This is a genomic window from Bradyrhizobium amphicarpaeae (assembly GCF_002266435.3).
Classification (GTDB): Bacteria; Pseudomonadota; Alphaproteobacteria; order Rhizobiales; family Xanthobacteraceae; genus Bradyrhizobium; species Bradyrhizobium amphicarpaeae.
Map to the genome: position 1 here is coordinate 5,919,988 of NZ_CP029426.2, position 15,087 is coordinate 5,935,074.

The 15,087-nt window shown below is 64.1% G+C and carries 19 protein-coding genes; 3 read left to right on the top strand and 16 right to left on the bottom strand.

Going from position 1 to position 15,087, the window contains the following annotated elements; genetic code table 11:
* Positions 1 to 41: 41 nt before the first annotated feature.
* Together CIT40_RS27710 and CIT40_RS27715 are read right to left on the bottom strand one after the other, a co-directional pair.
* Positions 42 to 929: a dienelactone hydrolase family protein gene (locus CIT40_RS27710; RefSeq protein WP_094893681.1), complete on the bottom strand. Its 888-nt coding sequence runs from the start codon at positions 927 to 929 to the stop codon at positions 42 to 44.
* On the bottom strand, positions 929 to 1,129 hold the full coding sequence (locus tag CIT40_RS27715; protein ID WP_094893679.1) for a hypothetical protein: 201 nt from the start codon (positions 1,127 to 1,129) through the stop codon (positions 929 to 931). Before CIT40_RS27715 ends, CIT40_RS27710 begins: the two co-directional genes overlap by 1 nt.
* A gap of 167 nt (positions 1,130 to 1,296) precedes the next feature.
* Here CIT40_RS27715 and CIT40_RS27720 point away from each other — a divergent pair, with 167 nt between their 5' ends.
* Positions 1,297 to 1,584, top strand: a complete 288-nt coding sequence (locus CIT40_RS27720) for a hypothetical protein (RefSeq protein WP_148667236.1) — start codon at positions 1,297 to 1,299, stop codon at positions 1,582 to 1,584.
* A gap of 23 nt (positions 1,585 to 1,607) precedes the next feature.
* Positions 1,608 to 2,186, top strand: coding sequence for a MarR family winged helix-turn-helix transcriptional regulator (locus CIT40_RS27725; protein ID WP_094893677.1), 579 nt, complete (start codon positions 1,608 to 1,610; stop codon positions 2,184 to 2,186).
* A 14-nt stretch (positions 2,187 to 2,200) separates the two neighbouring features.
* Here the strand turns inward: CIT40_RS27725 and CIT40_RS27730 are convergent, their stop codons facing one another.
* Positions 2,201 to 3,151, bottom strand: coding sequence for a hypothetical protein (locus tag CIT40_RS27730; RefSeq protein WP_094893675.1), 951 nt, complete (start codon positions 3,149 to 3,151; stop codon positions 2,201 to 2,203).
* An 819-nt stretch (positions 3,152 to 3,970) separates the two neighbouring features.
* Between CIT40_RS27730 and CIT40_RS27735 the strand changes: the two genes are divergently transcribed.
* Positions 3,971 to 4,741 carry a response regulator transcription factor gene (locus tag CIT40_RS27735; RefSeq protein WP_162307708.1) on the top strand — a complete coding sequence of 257 codons (771 nt, stop codon included), beginning with the start codon at positions 3,971 to 3,973 and terminating at the stop codon, positions 4,739 to 4,741.
* A 156-nt stretch (positions 4,742 to 4,897) separates the two neighbouring features.
* Here the strand turns inward: CIT40_RS27735 and CIT40_RS27740 are convergent, their stop codons facing one another.
* The 13 genes from CIT40_RS27740 to CIT40_RS27800 all read right to left on the bottom strand — a co-directional run bounded on the left by CIT40_RS27740 (position 4,898) and on the right by CIT40_RS27800 (position 15,009).
* Positions 4,898 to 5,356, bottom strand: coding sequence for a hypothetical protein (locus tag CIT40_RS27740; RefSeq protein ID WP_094893670.1), 459 nt, complete (start codon positions 5,354 to 5,356; stop codon positions 4,898 to 4,900).
* Positions 5,353 to 5,865 (bottom strand): flagellar biosynthesis protein FlgN, encoded by a 513-nt coding sequence (locus CIT40_RS27745; protein WP_094893667.1) that lies wholly within the window; start codon positions 5,863 to 5,865, stop codon positions 5,353 to 5,355. Before CIT40_RS27745 ends, CIT40_RS27740 begins: the two co-directional genes overlap by 4 nt.
* Positions 5,866 to 5,907: 42 nt before the next feature.
* Positions 5,908 to 6,384 carry a rod-binding protein gene (locus CIT40_RS27750; protein ID WP_162307709.1) on the bottom strand — a complete coding sequence of 159 codons (477 nt, stop codon included), beginning with the start codon at positions 6,382 to 6,384 and terminating at the stop codon, positions 5,908 to 5,910.
* Complete coding sequence (locus CIT40_RS27755; RefSeq protein ID WP_094893772.1) at positions 6,381 to 6,770, bottom strand: hypothetical protein; 390 nt, start codon at positions 6,768 to 6,770, stop codon at positions 6,381 to 6,383. Before CIT40_RS27755 ends, CIT40_RS27750 begins: the two co-directional genes overlap by 4 nt.
* Positions 6,771 to 6,807: 37 nt before the next feature.
* Complete coding sequence (gene fliR / locus CIT40_RS27760) at positions 6,808 to 7,560, bottom strand: flagellar biosynthesis protein FliR (RefSeq protein ID WP_018318464.1); 753 nt, start codon at positions 7,558 to 7,560, stop codon at positions 6,808 to 6,810.
* Positions 7,557 to 9,638, bottom strand: a complete 2,082-nt coding sequence (flhA, locus tag CIT40_RS27765; RefSeq protein ID WP_094893662.1) for a flagellar biosynthesis protein FlhA — start codon at positions 9,636 to 9,638, stop codon at positions 7,557 to 7,559. The genes fliR and flhA overlap by 4 nt, the downstream gene beginning before the upstream one ends.
* A gap of 77 nt (positions 9,639 to 9,715) precedes the next feature.
* Positions 9,716 to 9,982: a flagellar biosynthesis protein FliQ gene (fliQ, locus tag CIT40_RS27770; protein WP_007613924.1), complete on the bottom strand. Its 267-nt coding sequence runs from the start codon at positions 9,980 to 9,982 to the stop codon at positions 9,716 to 9,718.
* Positions 9,979 to 10,389, bottom strand: coding sequence for a flagellar hook assembly protein FlgD (gene flgD / locus CIT40_RS27775; RefSeq protein WP_094893655.1), 411 nt, complete (start codon positions 10,387 to 10,389; stop codon positions 9,979 to 9,981). Before flgD ends, fliQ begins: the two co-directional genes overlap by 4 nt.
* A 14-nt stretch (positions 10,390 to 10,403) precedes the next feature.
* On the bottom strand, positions 10,404 to 10,814 hold the full coding sequence (flbT, locus tag CIT40_RS27780; protein WP_094893652.1) for a flagellar biosynthesis repressor FlbT: 411 nt from the start codon (positions 10,812 to 10,814) through the stop codon (positions 10,404 to 10,406).
* Positions 10,814 to 11,158: a flagellar biosynthesis regulator FlaF gene (flaF, locus tag CIT40_RS27785; protein WP_162307710.1), complete on the bottom strand. Its 345-nt coding sequence runs from the start codon at positions 11,156 to 11,158 to the stop codon at positions 10,814 to 10,816. Before flaF ends, flbT begins: the two co-directional genes overlap by 1 nt.
* A 55-nt stretch (positions 11,159 to 11,213) precedes the next feature.
* Positions 11,214 to 12,260 (bottom strand): flagellar hook-associated family protein, encoded by a 1,047-nt coding sequence (locus CIT40_RS27790; RefSeq protein WP_094893645.1) that lies wholly within the window; start codon positions 12,258 to 12,260, stop codon positions 11,214 to 11,216.
* A 3-nt stretch (positions 12,261 to 12,263) separates the two neighbouring features.
* Positions 12,264 to 13,742 (bottom strand): flagellar hook-associated protein FlgK, encoded by a 1,479-nt coding sequence (gene flgK, locus CIT40_RS27795; RefSeq protein WP_094893643.1) that lies wholly within the window; start codon positions 13,740 to 13,742, stop codon positions 12,264 to 12,266.
* Positions 13,743 to 13,776: 34 nt separating this feature from the next.
* The gene (locus CIT40_RS27800; protein ID WP_094893640.1) at positions 13,777 to 15,009 is read right to left on the bottom strand and encodes a flagellar hook protein FlgE; all 1,233 of its coding nucleotides are present in this window, start codon (positions 15,007 to 15,009) and stop codon (positions 13,777 to 13,779) included.
* Between the last annotated feature and the right edge of the window lie 78 nt (positions 15,010 to 15,087).

Below are 15,087 nucleotides of genomic sequence, written 5' to 3' on the forward strand. Positions count from 1 at the left end.
GAAAGGGCGGCCGATCGGGCCGCCCTTTGTTTGTCCAGGCGTCAGCTCAAGACGCCGTACTTCTTGAACCAGGCCTCGGCCTGCTTCCAGGCGTCCTCCGCGGCGTCCTTGCGGTAGCTGCCGCGATAGTCGGCATGGAATCCGTGAGGCGCTTCGGGGTAGATCTTGAATTCGGCCGTCTTCTTGTTCTCCGCCAGCGCCGCCTTCATCTGCTCGACCTGGGCGACGGGAATGCCGGTATCGGCGCCGCCATAGAGGCCGAGCACCGGCGCCTTCATCTCAGGCGCGAGCTGCATCGGGCTCTTGGGCCAGAGCGGATTCGCGGGGTCGACCACCGTGCCGTAGAACGCCACACCGGCCTTGAGCGTGCCGCTATGGGCGGCATATTCCCAGACCGTGCGGCCGCCCCGGCAGAAGCCGATGATGCCGAGCCTGGTGGCGTCGCCGCCCTGCGATCCCGCCCACGCCGCCGTGGCGTCGAGATCGGACAACAGCTCGGCGTCGGGCTTGGCGTTGACGACCGGCAGGAGCTCTTTGATATCCGAGACCTTGGTGAGGTCGACGCCCTTGCGGAAATAATAATCCGGCGCGACGGCGAACGCGCCGAGCTTGGCGAGGCGCCGCGTCACGTCCTTGATGTACTCATGCAGCCCGAAAATCTCCATCGCCACGATGATCACCGGCGCCTTGGTGTTGCCGGCGGGACGGGCGAAATAGGCGGGCATCTCTTCGGAGCCGACCTTGATCCTGGCGTCGCCGGCCTGCAGGCCATTGGTGTCGGTCGCGATCGCCTCGGCGCGCACGGGCCCGGCCGCAAGCGTGTAGCCGGCGGCGACGGCCGCGGTGGCGCTCATGAAACCGCGGCGCGAGACCGGGGCGATTTTCGTCAACCCGACGACGTCCGAAGTCATGGTGGTTTCGAAGCTCATCAATCTATCCCTTCCTGCTGCACATGGTGCCCCCCTGGGGCGACGCATTCGCCAATAATCGCCGGCGAAACGCAAATCACCAGCCTGCGAGCGCGCGCGCTTTCAGTCTGGGCCCGGCCGTTCTTCACCGGCACGGCCTCGGCCATCAGGCCCATCGCGACAAAGTCCGGCGACTGCGGCGCTGCTTGCTCGATGCCCAACGACAGTCTGAGATTCCGATCGCTGGTGTGCCGGACTTAACCGTCTAGCTGCACTGCATCGCAACATCCATTAACCGAAAAAACAGGGTTCTCTCCCGGCCGGCGGCACCGCCAAGTGCTGCAGGCGATGCGCATGCGTGCGGGTTCGACACGCTCACGCGCAACAAATGGGTACCGCAGCGATCACAATGACACATCATGTTGCTCGCGCACCGCACATCACCGTCAATCCGGCGCAAGCCGCAGCGATTTTGAATGAAATTTTCAGAGGACTTGAGCCGTGCGATTTACTCGAACTTTCTTCGCGAAGCCGTAGTTCCACGGCCGGAAGTTCCATCTCCGCGACGGAGAGCTTCTTCCAACGCGTGATCCGCCATCCGGCAACGGACGAAGAGGCACGCGAGAACTTCATTCTCGTCCACACAGATTGCGCACCCGAAGGCTCAATTGAATAAAATCTATCCGATCTGGAATTGAAATGAATTTGGCTCGCGAATCGATTGAACTGCTGGAACAGGTCGCACGAATCCTGTGGTTCGAAGGCACCAAGCACGGCTTGCGCGACCGCGAGTGGATGGCGCTGCGCTTCCTCTCCCGCGCCAACCGCTTTTCCCGGACGCCCTCGGCGCTCGCGAGTTACGTCGGCACCACGCGCGGCACCGCCTCCTTCATCATCGGGGAGCTCGAGCGACTCGGCTATATCGAGCGAAAACGCTCGGCGACCGACAAGCGCTCGGTGATGCTGAGCGTGACGCAGCAGGGCAAGAAATTCCTGGCGCGCGACCCCGTCAACGTTCTGGTCGAGGCGATCGCCGTCCTCGACGACGAGGTCAAGATCCGCTTCCGCGACACGTTCCGTCACGTGCTGGATCAGTCGGACGCGGCCGAGCAGCGGCACCACACCGACGTCTGCAAGCGATGCATCTTTCTCCGGGAGGAGCGCACCGCCACCGACAGCAAGGCTGCGGCCGAGTTCAGCTGCCGCCTGTTTCGCTCGCCGATCGCTGAAGCGGAGGTCGATCTGCTATGCACCAGCTTCGAGCATCACCGCCAATAGGGGACGGCCCTCGATCAGGGCGTTGCCTTGCGCGACGAATAGATGACACCGCCGCTCGCCTCCACCACCAGGCGTCCGTTCTCGCTCCTGATCTCCTCGATGCGGCCAAGGCCGGGCACCTGCTGTCCCAGCACCGCCTCGATGACGCCGTTCGGACCCTGCAGGATCGCAATGCCTTCGTAGGCCTGGCGGACCGTCCAGCCCTTGATCACCTTGCGCGGCGCCGGAACGCGCTCGGATGGCGACACCGAACCCGTGAACTCGGGCGCCGCGACCGAGGCCACCATCGCTCCTTGCTGTGGCGCGGGCGGCGATTGGACCATGGCCGGCGCCGGCGTCTGAACCTGTGCTTGAGCCAGCTTGTCGAGCTTCACCGTCGAGGACGAGCTCACCCGCTCGATACGGTCCAGATTTTCGGCAAACCTGCCGAAACGGTCATTGGTCGCCTTGCTCGACTGATCCACCGCGGTGCGCAGGCCGTCGAGATTTTCCGACACGCCGGACACCTGCTTGCGCAGATGCGCGACGGTCTCGCGCAGATTCCTGATCTCCGTATTGGCTGCGACGTTGTTCTGGGCGGGCTGCGTGGTGAGATAGGCGATCACGCCGGTGCAGGCGCAGACCACCAACATGGCGGCGACCGCCAATGTTGCGAGCGGCGCAACCCATGTCGGACGGGGCGGCGGGGGCTTGGCGACGATCATGGCCGGCTTGATCACGGTCGGCGCCGGCTTGGGAATCGCCATCTTGTCGAGACGCGCCTTGGCGCGAATGCGTTTCAGCCCCTCGAGTGCCTCCTTCGCGAGGACTTCGTCGCTCGTCGCGGCCGACACACGCTTTGCACCGGCAGCAGGCTTGGTCGCTCGCGCCGTATCGTCCTTTGTCTCGCGTGCTTCGGGAGCCGGCTTTGCCGTTGCGGAAACATCAGCGGTCGCGCTGGGACGAGCTTGTCCATCGGACAACATGTGAAAATGCTCCGTTCGGTTCGATCTGTCGAACGGTGACGTTATGTGCCGAAGCTTGCCTGAAACGTGCGCATCGAGAATCTTTCATCGCGCGCGGTGCGACGTCACATCAGTCAACCGCGTCATGCACGTGGCGAGAGTGCGACTCGAAAGACACACACTCGCCAAGATTTCGCCAAGCTGGAGTCTCGCCGCCACACGTGAGTCGAATTGTCGCATGTGGAAAACCGCGCACCAGAGTCAATCGCGGGTTGAAAACCGCTGGATATGCCTGATCCACAGCACCACCTGAAATAGCTGTAATTGTACGGGGATGCGGAACCTTAGAACCGTCGGGGTGCAGAACTAGTTTGATTTCCGAAGCAACTGATGCGTTCGAATACATCAAGAAACAACCCGAAACAAACCAACAGCATCAAGCACACGTAGCAAACGCTTTGTTACGCACGCTTGATCGGAAATCGGCAATTGTTACGGTCCTACTCAAGTGATTCTCGCCAGTTGGCGAGGAGATCGACACAGATTCAGTCGTGTTCGGACGCGATGAGCAACTTGGCGCAACTGTTCTAGGTCGTTTCTCAATCCGCTCCGCGAGGTGATCCGTAAGACACCCGCCGGGCCTCACGCAGTAAGCGTTCAGTATCGAGTTGAAGTACCAGGCCTGCGAGACGCAGGCACTGAATGCGTAGGGCTGCCCGCGAATATCGAAACCATAACAACGGTTCGCGGGAAGGAATGTCGTCAAACAGCATCGTTGCCGAGCCGGGCATCATAACAACCATCCGGCCGCGACAGGTGCGAAACAGGGGCGAAAGACTGATGTATATTATCGTTGATGATCGCGAGAGCGTCGCGAACAGCTATGTCGGAGGGCTCGTTCGCGAAGGCGTTTCGTCGATCGGCTTCTCCTCCGGAGAGTTCTGGGACTGGCTGCAATCCGCAAGTGAATCGGATCTGGCAGCGGTGGACGCCTTCCTCCTCGGGGACTGCGATGCCCGCGGAAGCCTGCCGCGGGCGATGCGCAAGCGCTCCTCGGCTCCGATCATCGCCATGAGCGGCCAGAAGATGCTCAAGAACACGCTGGAGCTGTTCGAATCTGGCGTCGACGACGTCGTGCACGTGCCGATCCACCTGCGCGAGATCCTGGCCCGAACGGCCGCGATCGCGCGCCGCCGGGTGGGCGAGCTGCCGAGGCCCTGCGAGAGCAGGATCCAGGTCTTCTTCAACGGACGTGACCCCGAGATCGCGGGCCACGCCCTCACCCTGCCCCGCCGCGAACTGCGCATCCTCGAATACATGGTCAGCAACCACGGCAAGTGGATCACCAAGACGCAGATCTTCAACGCTGTCTACGGCATCTTCGAGTCCACCTTCGACGAGAGCGTGATCGAAAGTCACGTCAGCAAGCTGCGCAAGAAGCTCCGCGACCGCCTCGGCTTCGACGCGATCGTGGCCCGGCGTTACGTCGGATACCGCCTCGACATTCCCGCCGGCGAGACCCTCGACGTGCCGATGCAGGAGCTCGACGAGGTCGGCATCATCCTGAACAGGGCACATGCCGTGCCGGCCGCGTACCCGGCCGGAAATTGAGCGGCAGACGCCTGCCGCGAATGAGCAACGGCCTCCGCAAAGAACCTTCGCGGAGGCCGTTGCAGTTTTTGGGGGTAGAAGCGCAAGCAGCCGTTCGAGCGCGCGCCTCGTCCTCCGAGACGGGCAGAGAAGAACTCCAACTTCGACCCGTCGCCTCTACGGCTTCGATTGGAATTCCTCTTTCGAGACGTAGTTGAAATCCTCGACCAGGACGTCCTGGACGACTTCAGCGTGCATGCGCTCGTTGACGCGCTGCTTGATGGCGGTCGTCAGGATGGCGAGATCGTAACGGGCAAGCTTCCTGAAGTCGAGGCGCTCGTCGGCATAGATCCTGCGGAAGGCCTCGTCGACGACGAACGGCTCCGGCGGAACGTTGAGCTGATGCAGGGTCCGCGCCTCGACGGTGTAGACGAAGCGCGCGACGATGTAGCCCTGCACGTTGCCGTTCTCGACCATGGGCACGCTCAATGCCCGCGTCTTCTGGTATTGCAGCCCGTCGAGATATTCGTCCTTCGCCGGCAGCAGGCTGCCGTTTTCCTTCCAATAGGCCACGCCATAGCTCGTGCCCGCGGTGAGAATGCATACCCAGAGCCCGGCCAGCACCAGTCTGATCATGTTCCGTCCTGCGCTGCGCGACCGGTATAGGTGCCGTCCGACTCGGCTTCCTTGATCGCCTTGACGATGACGCTCGCGATCTCCCGCACCGCGTCGTAGTGCATTTCGAGGATCGAGCGATTCCGCTCGAGCTTTTCGCGCAGCCGCTGGATTTCCTCGGTGACCTCGACGTCGCCGCCGAGATGCATCCGCGCCCGCATCAGGCGGACGAATTCGAGCATGCTGCGGCTCTTCCGCGCGCTGAAATCGTCGAAATCGATCTTCTGGCGCGTCGCGAGCGCGACCGTCTCCTCTTCGACGATGCTCTCGAGCCGGCGGATTGCCGCCAGCAGGCCGCGCACTTCATCCGATCTCGCCGCATCCGCGCCGTCGACCACGGCCTCGTCGCTCACGACCGGCAGCAGCACGGGCAGCAGCGCATCGCCCGCTGCTGGCTCCGTCGTCGTCACACCGGTGTCCGCGACCGGCTGCTCGATCACCATGGCCGCCGCGCTGTCTTGTGCCTGCATAGGAAATTCACCCTTCAACTTCTGTCACCCGTTCGCGGCGCATCATCCCGCCTTGCCGGCACCGTTCGGCCCCGCCGCATTCGCGGCGGCCAGCTGCTTGGCGATGCCAATGCCGTTGCCCTTTGCCAGCTGGCTGCCGAGCTGCTCCGCCAGCATCGACTTCCAGACGCCGCCGGCCGTGCCCTTGCCGAAGATCTGCTCGGATTCCTTCGGCAACATCGTCTCGACGAAGGTCTGAAGGATGAATGCCTCGAACTTCCGGTACACCTCTCCGGATGCCGGCGCCTTGATCATCCGCACCGGCGCCCCGTTCACCGCATCCGACGGCGCCTCGGAAACCTTCGTCGCCGGCTGCTCGGCAGCCGCCGCCGCCTTGCCGGCCTCCGCCTCCATGGTGGCGGCGAAATCCGCGTCGGATGATTTCAGCGCGTCGAGTTTCGCGGTCGCCGCGCGTTGCGTCACGGGATCGGCGGCATCGAGGACATCGAGAACGAGGTCGGGTGTCGCAGTCACGATCATGGCTTGTTCCGGTTGGCTGGCTGTGGCGTCCACGCGCGCACGGCAGGGCTTATTCCCGTCATCTCCTCGAGGACCCGCCTCTCGGCGTCGCGGTGCTGGTCGGCCAGCGCCGCCTTGGCGACCTGCTCGAGCTGCTTGACGCGGCGGCTCTCGGCGCGGACCTGGTCGAGCTGCTGCGCGGCCTGCGTCTGGATCTCGCGCGCACCGATGCTCGTCCTGTTCAAGCGGCGCGCGATCGAATCGCTCGACGATCCCGCCGGCGGCTTGCCCTCGTTCAGGGCTCCGACCAGCCGTTCCTGCTCGTCCTGCAGGCTTCTCTCCTGCTGCCGCAGCTGCGCGAGCTGCCATTCGGACAGCCGGAGCTGGAGCTTCACCAGCGACACCATCCGGCCGAGCTTGTCCGCGCGCGACGTCGTCACGGCGTCACTCCGCCAGCCAGGACGAGAGGCCGAGCATGAATTGCGTCAGCAGCTCGTCGCTCGTGAGGTAGAGCAGCAGGAAGCCGCCGAACAGCACGAAGGGCACGGAGATGAAATAGACCGGAATCGCCGGCGTCAGCTTGTTGATCAGGCTGACCGCCAGGTTGACGATCACCGAATAGACGATGAAGGGGCTCGCGATCCGCAGCGTCAGCACGAACGCTTCCGACAGGCGGCCGACGAGCAGGTCGAGCGCCATGCCGCCGCCCAGCCTGTCGCCGGGACGCCAGACGTCGTAGGAATTCATCAGCCCGCGCAGGACCTGCCAATGCTGGTCGGTCATGAAGAACAGCGTGGTGACCGATACCATGATCAGCGGCACCAGCGCCGGCGCCGGATCGCTGTCGGCGACCGGCGTCCCCGGAATGTTGCTGAGCCCGATCGCGCTCGCCATCACGGTCGCCATGGTCTGGAGCGCGAGGAAGAACACCCGCCCGCCGAGCCCGATGACGCTGCCGACCACGAGCTCGGAGCAGATCAGGAGCGCCAGCGTGAGCGGCGCGGCGTTGTCGGTAAGCGGCTTCAGCACCGCGATCAGGATCGGCGTCAGCGCGAATGTGGTGACGAGCGCGACGAACAGGCGGACCTGGGCCGGAACGTTGACGCTGGAAAAGCCGGGCACCAGCATCAGGCAGGCGCCGATGCGGCAGAACACGATGAACGTCACCAGCACGCTGTCGGCGAGGCCGCTGATCACGACACGGCTCCGAGCGCCCTGATCTCGGCGCTGCGCGCGACTTCGACATGCGACAGGATCGGCAGGGTCGGGAACACCCGCTCCAGGATCATCCGGACATAGGGCCGGGCTTCCGGCGTCACCGCCAGCACCACGCTGGTGCCGTTCTCGGTGAACTTGCGGATCGCGGCGCTGGCTTCGGTCGCGAACTGCTCGATCAGGCGCGGGTCGGCATCGAACTCGACGACGTCGCCCTTGCCGTCGCGCTTCAGGCTCTGGTGGAACGCCAGGTCCCAGCGGTTGCCGAGCCTGACGACGTTGAGCACGCCGTTGTCGGAGAGGTCGCCGCAGATCTGCTGGGCAAGCCGCGTCCGCACGTGCTCTGCGACCTGCTCGGAGCGCCGCACATGAGGCGCGATCTCGGCGATCGCCTCGAGGATCAGGTGAAGATTGCGGATCGAGACGCGCTCGGCCAGCAGGATCTTCAGAATCGCCAGCAGGCCCGAATAGGAGATCTGCGACGGGCAGAGATCCTCGATGAGGCGCTTGTATTCGGGATCGAGCCGGTCGAGCAGCGCGCGCATGTCCTTGTAGGACAAGAGCTGGGCGAGGTTCGCCCTGAGCACTTCGCTCAAATGCGTGAGCAGCACGGACAGATTGTCGACCGGCTTGCAGCCCTGCCGCTTGACTTCGTCCGTGAAAGCTTCCGTCACCCACAGCGCCTTCATGCCGAAAGCGGGTTCGACCACCTCTTCGCCCGGCACATCGGGCTTGCCGTCCTTGTCGACCAGCACCAGCACCTCGCCGAGCCTGAGCTCGCCATGGGCGATGCGGGTGTCGTGGATCCGGATCTGGTAACCTTTGGGGTCGATCGACAGATTGTCGCTGAGCTTGATCTCGGGAATGACGAAGCCGTACTGCTTGGCGAACTTCTTGCGGATCTTGGCGACGCGGTGAGCGAGCTCGGTGCGCGAGCCCAGCAGATGGACCGACAGATGGCCGCCGAGCGCCAGCTCGATCTCGGCGGTCTTGAGCTGGTCCTTGACGGATTCCTTGGCCTCGGCCTGGGCGCGCTCGTCGGCCTTGCGCGCATCCTCTTTCCGCTCTCTCGCCGCTTGCCGCTTCGGCAGCGAATAGCCGACGAAGGCCATGACGCCGCCGAGCAGCACGAAGGGGCCCATCGGCAGCCCCGGCATCAAGGCGAGCACGAACATCATTAACGACGCCGCCGACACCGCGCGCGGATAGCCGCCGAGCTGCCGCAGCACGGCCTGCTCCGCCGAGCCCCTGGTGCCGCCCTTGGAGACCAGCAGGCCCGCCGACAGCGACACGATAAGCGCCGGCATCTGCGTGACCAGACCATCGCCCACGGAGAGCTTGGTGTAGACGTCGGCGGCGCGCGACAGCGTCAGGCCGTGATGGGTGACGCCGATGATGATGCCGCCGAAAATGTTGATCGCGGTGATGATCAGGCCGGCGATGGCATCGCCGCGGACGAATTTCGAGGCGCCGTCCATCGCGCCGAAAAAGGAGCTTTCCTCTTCGAGCTCGCGGCGCCGGCGCTGGGCTTCCTTGTCGTCGATCAGGCCCGCCGATAGATCGGCGTCGATCGCCATCTGCTTGCCGGGGATGGCGTCGAGGGTGAAACGGGCGCCGACTTCGGCGATACGCGTCGCGCCCTTGGTGATCACGACGAAGTTCACCGTGACCAGGATGGCGAAGATGATCAGGCCGATGACGAAGTCGCCGCCCATGACGAACTTGGAGAAGCCGGCGACGACGTGGCCGGCGGCCTGCTCGCCTTCCCCGCCGCGGGACAGGATCAGGCGGGTGGTCGCGACGTTCAGCGCCAGCCGCAGGATCGTCGCGATCAGCAGAACGGTCGGGAAGGCCGAGAAGTCGAGCGGTCGCTGGATCCACAGCGCGACCATCAGGATGAGCGCCGACAGTGCGATCGAGAATGCAAGGCCGAGATCGATCAGGATCGGCGGGATCGGCAGGAACAGGATCGTGAGCATGGCCACGATACCGCCGGCGAAGAAAGCGTCGGCCCCCAATCGTCGTGGGGTCGGCAGGCTAGCAGCTAACGTATCGGCCATGGGTCACCGGCAGAGGGTCCACCGCTAATCTGCCCCGCAAAGCTTACGCGGGGGTGGTGGAAGATCGCCGGCGCGGATCAGAAGCCGTGCTCGATATGCGAATAGACCATCTCGGTGAAGGTGGAGAGATGCGCGCCGATGAAGGAGCCGGAGATGGCGACCACCACGAGAATGACGATGATCTTCGGAACGAAGGTCAGCGTTACCTCCTGGATCTGGGTCAGGGCCTGGATCAGCGCGATGATGGTGCCGACCAGCATCGCGGCCCCGACCGCAGGCCCGGAGGCGACGATGATGGTCCAGATCGCCGCCTGTACGATGTCGAGAGCGTCCCGTTCGTTCATGACTGGCTGATCGTGAGTCCCGGCCCGACCGCGACCTTGGTGCCGTTCTCGAGGGTCGCGATGGAGCCGTCGGCGTTGATGGAGACCGAGACGACCTTGCCGCTGAAGCTCGCGCCGGTGGCGTCGGTGAAGCTGACGGTCTTGCCGATCAGGCCGTTGGCCTGCGACAACGACTGCGAGGACAGCAGCGCATCCAGCTTCGAATTGGTCTGCATGGCCTGCTCGACCGTCGAGAGCTGCGCGAACTGGCTCATATATTGCGAAGTATCCATCGGATTGGTCGGATCCTGATTCTTCATCTCGGCGACGAGAAGCTGAAGAAACGTGTTGTAGTCGACACTGTTGCTCGCGGTCGGATTGGGGGAGCCGGTCGAACTGGATTTGTCGGTCGCGCTGGTGACGTTCATGTGCCTCTCCGCTGTCAGGCAGCCTGGAATGGGGACTCGGTGATAGTGCCGGCCAGGATGGCCTGCTCCACCGGGAACAGGGCCCGGATCCGCTTGAGCGCCTCGAAGTAGCGGGTCGCCCCGACCAGCTCGTCGACAGCGCCCAGTCCGTCCAGCATCTCGCGGCTTTCGCACACGGCGCAGAGGGCCGCGTGATGCTGTCCATAGAGCGCGGCGGCGTCGCGGACATCGGTCGGGTTCATCAGCATGAGCTGGACGATGAAGTAGAGCTGCCGCAGCGCCGTGGTGGCGTCGGAGGCCTGCATGACCTGCCCTTCGAGCAGGAACATCACGTCGTTGACGAGCTCGACGGAGACCTTGCGGTCCACGCGCAGCACCGCGCCGTTGATGTAGATCCGTTCGCCCGCGCGCAAGGAGATCTTCATCAAAGAGCGTCTCTGATCAGGCGGTTGATTTCGATGAGCTGCATCACATCGTTCGACCTCTCCTCGCGAAGGCGATCGGCTTCCTTGACGACCCACAGGCCGATCGAGATGATGTCGGCGCGCAGCTTGTCGGGGAGCCCGTTTTCCGGATGCGAGAGATCCTCGATGAAGATCGTCCACAGCCGCCGCACGTAGAGCAGGCTCTCGACCAGATCCTCGAGGCCAAACACGCCTCTCTGAAGCCGCTCGAGCCGGTCGATGCCGAGACTGAGCGCCTGACGCTCGCGGCCCCGCGCCTCGTAACCGCTCTCGTCGACGACCGATTCATAGGCTTCAAACGTCATCAGCATCACTCTGGGCAGGAGACCGGATAACAGGACGAGGCTGCGAGCCTCGGCTCTAGAGATAGTTGATCAGGCTGATCTGCTGGAGCTGCGAGGTCAGCGCCAGCGCCGTCTTGATCTGGGTCTGCAGCGTGCTGACTCGGACCGAGGCCTCGGTCGGATCGACCGCCTCCAGCTTGACGATCTGGTCGTTGAGGATGTCCTTCTGGATCTTCAGCTTCTCGGTCGCGCCGCTGACGCGTTGCTGGATCGAGCCGACGGTGCCGCCGAGCACGGCGAGATCGTTGATCGCACCGCTGACCAGACCGATCGCCTTGTCGACGACGACCTGAAACGTGTCCTTGCTCAGGCTCGTGTTGCCGAGATCGGTGAGCATGGTGTAGGCCTCGGCGAGCTTGCGGAAGCCGGGCTGGTTGGCACTGACCGAGCTGTCGACGACCTCGGTCGTGGAGATGCGGCTCGACAGCGTCTGGTCCGTGGCCGACGACCAGTTGGTGTTCCAGGCCGGGCTCGCGAACTCGGCGTCAAAGGTCGTGTCGAGGAAATTCTGCATCTGCGCCGGCGTGATCGTGCTCACGCCGGGGGCGGACTGCGAGAAGCCGAACGAGGCCAGGAAATCCGCATCGACCTGGTTCTTGCTGGCCGAGCCGGCCGCGTAGTTCGTGATGGGCACGGTCTGCGTATTGATACCGCCGAACAGATACGACCCGTTGTAGGAAACGTTGAGCGCGCCGATGACGTCCTGGAGGTTCGCGGACGCGCTCGGCAGGATGATCTTCGCGCCGCTCTCGGCATCGCGGGCCGCGATCAGGTTCTTGAGGAAGTCCGACGCGGTCTTGCCGAGCTGCGTGATCCGGTTCTGGGTCACGTCGAGCCGTCCCGCAACCAGTTCGTTGGTGTCGACGAGCTGATCGGCGAAGTTGAAATCGGCCCGCAGCGCCATGTCGCGGCCCGTCCCCGTGCCGAGCTCGAGGCCGACATCGGCGAAACGGCCCGTGGTCGCCTCCTTCGAGGCTTTGGTCAGCGCGCTCTGGTTGTTCGTGATCGACGACCTCAACGACGAAGACAGCATCAGGGTCGAGATGTAGTTCGCGCTCATCATGACTTAGTTCCCCACGGCAGCCAGCAGGCTCTGCAGCATCTCATCGACGGTGGAAATGATCTTCGACGACGCCGAATAGGTGCGCTCGACCTGGAGCATCAACGCCATCTCGTCGTCCATATTGACGCCGCTGACGTTGGACAGCGCCGCGGTGCTGCGGTCGAGCAGCGTATTCTGGTACTGGACGTTGTCGTCGGCGGTCTTGCGCTGGCTTTCGATCCAGCTCGCCGAGGAGGACGCGAACTCGATCACGCTGCCGCTCGGCTTGCCCTGAGCCGTGGCGTCGAACGGCTGCGGGGCGCCCATGTTGTTGATGAGCTGCTGGAGCCGCGTCGAGAAACCGGCATTGCCGGTCGTGTTGTAGTTGAAGGCCGGAAGGCCGCTGATGGCGCCGTCGCGCAGCAGGTTCGGGTTTCCGCCCACGGCCGGATCGACCGAGGCGGCGACCGCGATCTGACCCGCGAGGCCCACCGAGATCGTGGCACTCGCGGGCATCGCTGGCGCGCCGGGATAGGTGAACAGGCCGGGCCTGTCCGCCAGCGTCGGAACGGCTGACTGGTCGCTTTCCTTGAAGGCGTCGATCAGGCCGCGCGCGATTTCGTCGAGCTGGCTCTGATAGGTGACGGTGTCCTTGTCGCGCAGCTGGGCGAGGCCGGCGAGCTTGCCGGACTTGAGCGGCATGACGGAATTGGCGCCGGTCACGGGCACGCCGTCGATGAAGACGGCATTGCCCGTGGTACCGGCCGTGTAGGCGTTGGTCGGCGCAAAGCTCACGGTGCGCGCAATCTTGTCGAACAGCACGACGCCGCTGTCGGTATAGAGCGCAGCGTCTCCATTGGCCCGGATCGACATCGAGACCCCGGTCTCCTGCGACAGCCTGGAGACGATGCTGTCGCGCTGATCGAGATAGTCGGTGACGTCGTCGCCGGAGATCGTGCCCTTCACGATTGCCGTGTTGACGGTCTGGAACTGGGACAGCAGCTGGTTGATGTTGGCGACCGAATTCGCCATGTCGGCGTCGGCACCCTCGCGCACCGACTGCACCATCTTGGTGGCCTGGTTGAGCGCGGTTACCATGTCCTTGGCGGACGTGACGGCAGCCTGCGCCAGGGTCGCGTTGTCGGTGGAGTTGGCGTATTGCTGCAGCGCCTGCTTCAGCTTGTTGAGCAGGGCGGTCGGCGACTGCTCGAGCTCGGGATCGTCCACCGTCGCGGCCGCGATCTTCTGAAGACCGTCATAAATCACGCTCTGCTTGGCCGACGACGAGGTCGCGGTCAGCACGTTCGAATAGAGGCCCGAACTGGCCGCGCGCTGGATCGCTGCGACATAGACGCCGGTGCCGGGAAGGTTGTCCAGCACGGCGATCTTGCGCGAATAGCCGGTGGCGCTGGCCCCGGCGATGTTGCGCGAGATCGTCGACGACTGGATGCCCGACGCCATGAGCGAGGCGCGAGCGGAGTCGAGAGCGGCGGTGAGGGACATGATCTGCTCTTGCAGCGAATGAGCGCCAAATAACTCAGCGCTTCAGGTTGACGACGACGTCGAGCAGGTCGGCGCCCGTCTGGAACGATTTCGAGTTGGCGGTGAAGCCGCGCTGGGCCTCGATCATCCCGGTGAGTTCGTCCGCGAGATCGACATTGGAGTCCTCCAGCGCGCCGGACTGGACCGTGCCGAGCCCGCCGGTACCGGCATTCCCGGCCTGCGCATTGCCGGAGTTCATGTTGGTCGAATAGACGTTGCCCGGCTCGGGCGTCAGATTATCGGGGCTCGCGACGTCGGCGAGCATGATCGTGTAGAGCGTCGTCTGCTGCCCGTTCTTGAGCACCGCTGTAACGTATCCATTCTCGTCGACATCGATCTTGTCGATCGCCGAGGGGACGCTGCCGTTCACGGTCGCCTTGAAGCTGAAGTCGGTGCCGACCTGCGTCATGTTCGACAGGTCCATGGTCAGCGCGGCGCCGCCCGGGACGGTCACGGTGAGGCCCGTGGGGCTCGCGGCGGCCAGCGCGCCCTTTCCGGCCGCGGTGGTATCGAAGGTGAACGTGGTGGCGGCGCCGAGCGAGGTGCCGGTCGCGGAATCGTAGACCTGAAGCTGCCAGGTGTCGGAGCCGGCCGCCGTCGCGGTGTGGGACATATAGACGTCGAGCGTAACGGCCTGACCGATATTGTTGTAGGCCACGATCGAGCTCTTCGATGAATACGACGCCGGACCGGGCGGACCGGCGATGACGGCCGCCTTCGGATCGAGATTGCCGGTCGTCAACGTGCCCGCCGTCGACGGCACCGGCACCTGCGAGACCTGGGCGATGTTGACGATCTGCATTCCAGCCAGGCTGTTCTGCGAGAAATTGGTCACTTTACCGGGCTGGCCCAGAAGGTAGTAGCCGGCCGCGTTGACGAGGTTGCCCTGAGCGTCCGGCACGAACGAGCCCGCGCGGGTCAGGAACTGCTGCGTATTGTTGGCGTTCGAGACCACGAAGAAGCCGTTGCCCTGCACGGCAAGGTCCGTGGACGACGTCGTGAATTGCGTATGCCCGGCGTCGCTGATGGCGTAACGGACGGTCGTCTCGACAGCGCCGGAATCGTAATTGCCAGAGCCGCTCTTCAGGATCAGCGAGGAGAATTCGGTCGAAGCCCGCTTGTAACCGGTGGTGTTGACATTGGCGATGTTGTCCGAAACCGTCGACAGCTTGTTGGACTGCGCGCTCATGCCGGAAACGCCGGTGCGCATAACACCATACAGGCTCATGAAGTGGGCTCCTTTGGTAGGTTGCGGTTACAATGAGGGATCTTGCTTGCGCGGGGCTGATGGTTCGGAACCATGCAC

Coding starts and splice junctions, on each gene's coding strand:
- fliQ (WP_007613924.1), bottom strand. CDS start 9,982: ATGAACGAACGGGACGCTCTCGACATCGTACAGGCGGCGATCTGGACC.
- CIT40_RS27740 (WP_094893670.1), bottom strand. CDS start 5,356: ATGATCAGACTGGTGCTGGCCGGGCTCTGGGTATGCATTCTCACCGCG.
- CIT40_RS27730 (WP_094893675.1), bottom strand. CDS start 3,151: ATGTTGTCCGATGGACAAGCTCGTCCCAGCGCGACCGCTGATGTTTCC.
- flgK (WP_094893643.1), bottom strand. CDS start 13,742: ATGTCCCTCACCGCCGCTCTCGACTCCGCTCGCGCCTCGCTCATGGCG.
- CIT40_RS27745 (WP_094893667.1), bottom strand. CDS start 5,865: ATGCAGGCACAAGACAGCGCGGCGGCCATGGTGATCGAGCAGCCGGTC.
- CIT40_RS27735 (WP_162307708.1), top strand. CDS start 3,971: ATGTATATTATCGTTGATGATCGCGAGAGCGTCGCGAACAGCTATGTC.
- CIT40_RS27790 (WP_094893645.1), bottom strand. CDS start 12,260: ATGATGAGCGCGAACTACATCTCGACCCTGATGCTGTCTTCGTCGTTG.
- CIT40_RS27750 (WP_162307709.1), bottom strand. CDS start 6,384: ATGATCGTGACTGCGACACCCGACCTCGTTCTCGATGTCCTCGATGCC.
- flgD (WP_094893655.1), bottom strand. CDS start 10,389: ATGAACGTCACCAGCGCGACCGACAAATCCAGTTCGACCGGCTCCCCC.
- CIT40_RS27720 (WP_148667236.1), top strand. CDS start 1,297: ATGGGTACCGCAGCGATCACAATGACACATCATGTTGCTCGCGCACCG.
- flhA (WP_094893662.1), bottom strand. CDS start 9,638: ATGGCCGATACGTTAGCTGCTAGCCTGCCGACCCCACGACGATTGGGG.
- CIT40_RS27800 (WP_094893640.1), bottom strand. CDS start 15,009: ATGAGCCTGTATGGTGTTATGCGCACCGGCGTTTCCGGCATGAGCGCG.
- flaF (WP_162307710.1), bottom strand. CDS start 11,158: ATGACGTTTGAAGCCTATGAATCGGTCGTCGACGAGAGCGGTTACGAG.
- CIT40_RS27755 (WP_094893772.1), bottom strand. CDS start 6,770: ATGGTGTCGCTGGTGAAGCTCCAGCTCCGGCTGTCCGAATGGCAGCTC.
- CIT40_RS27710 (WP_094893681.1), bottom strand. CDS start 929: ATGAGCTTCGAAACCACCATGACTTCGGACGTCGTCGGGTTGACGAAA.
- CIT40_RS27725 (WP_094893677.1), top strand. CDS start 1,608: ATGAATTTGGCTCGCGAATCGATTGAACTGCTGGAACAGGTCGCACGA.
- flbT (WP_094893652.1), bottom strand. CDS start 10,814: ATGAAGATCTCCTTGCGCGCGGGCGAACGGATCTACATCAACGGCGCG.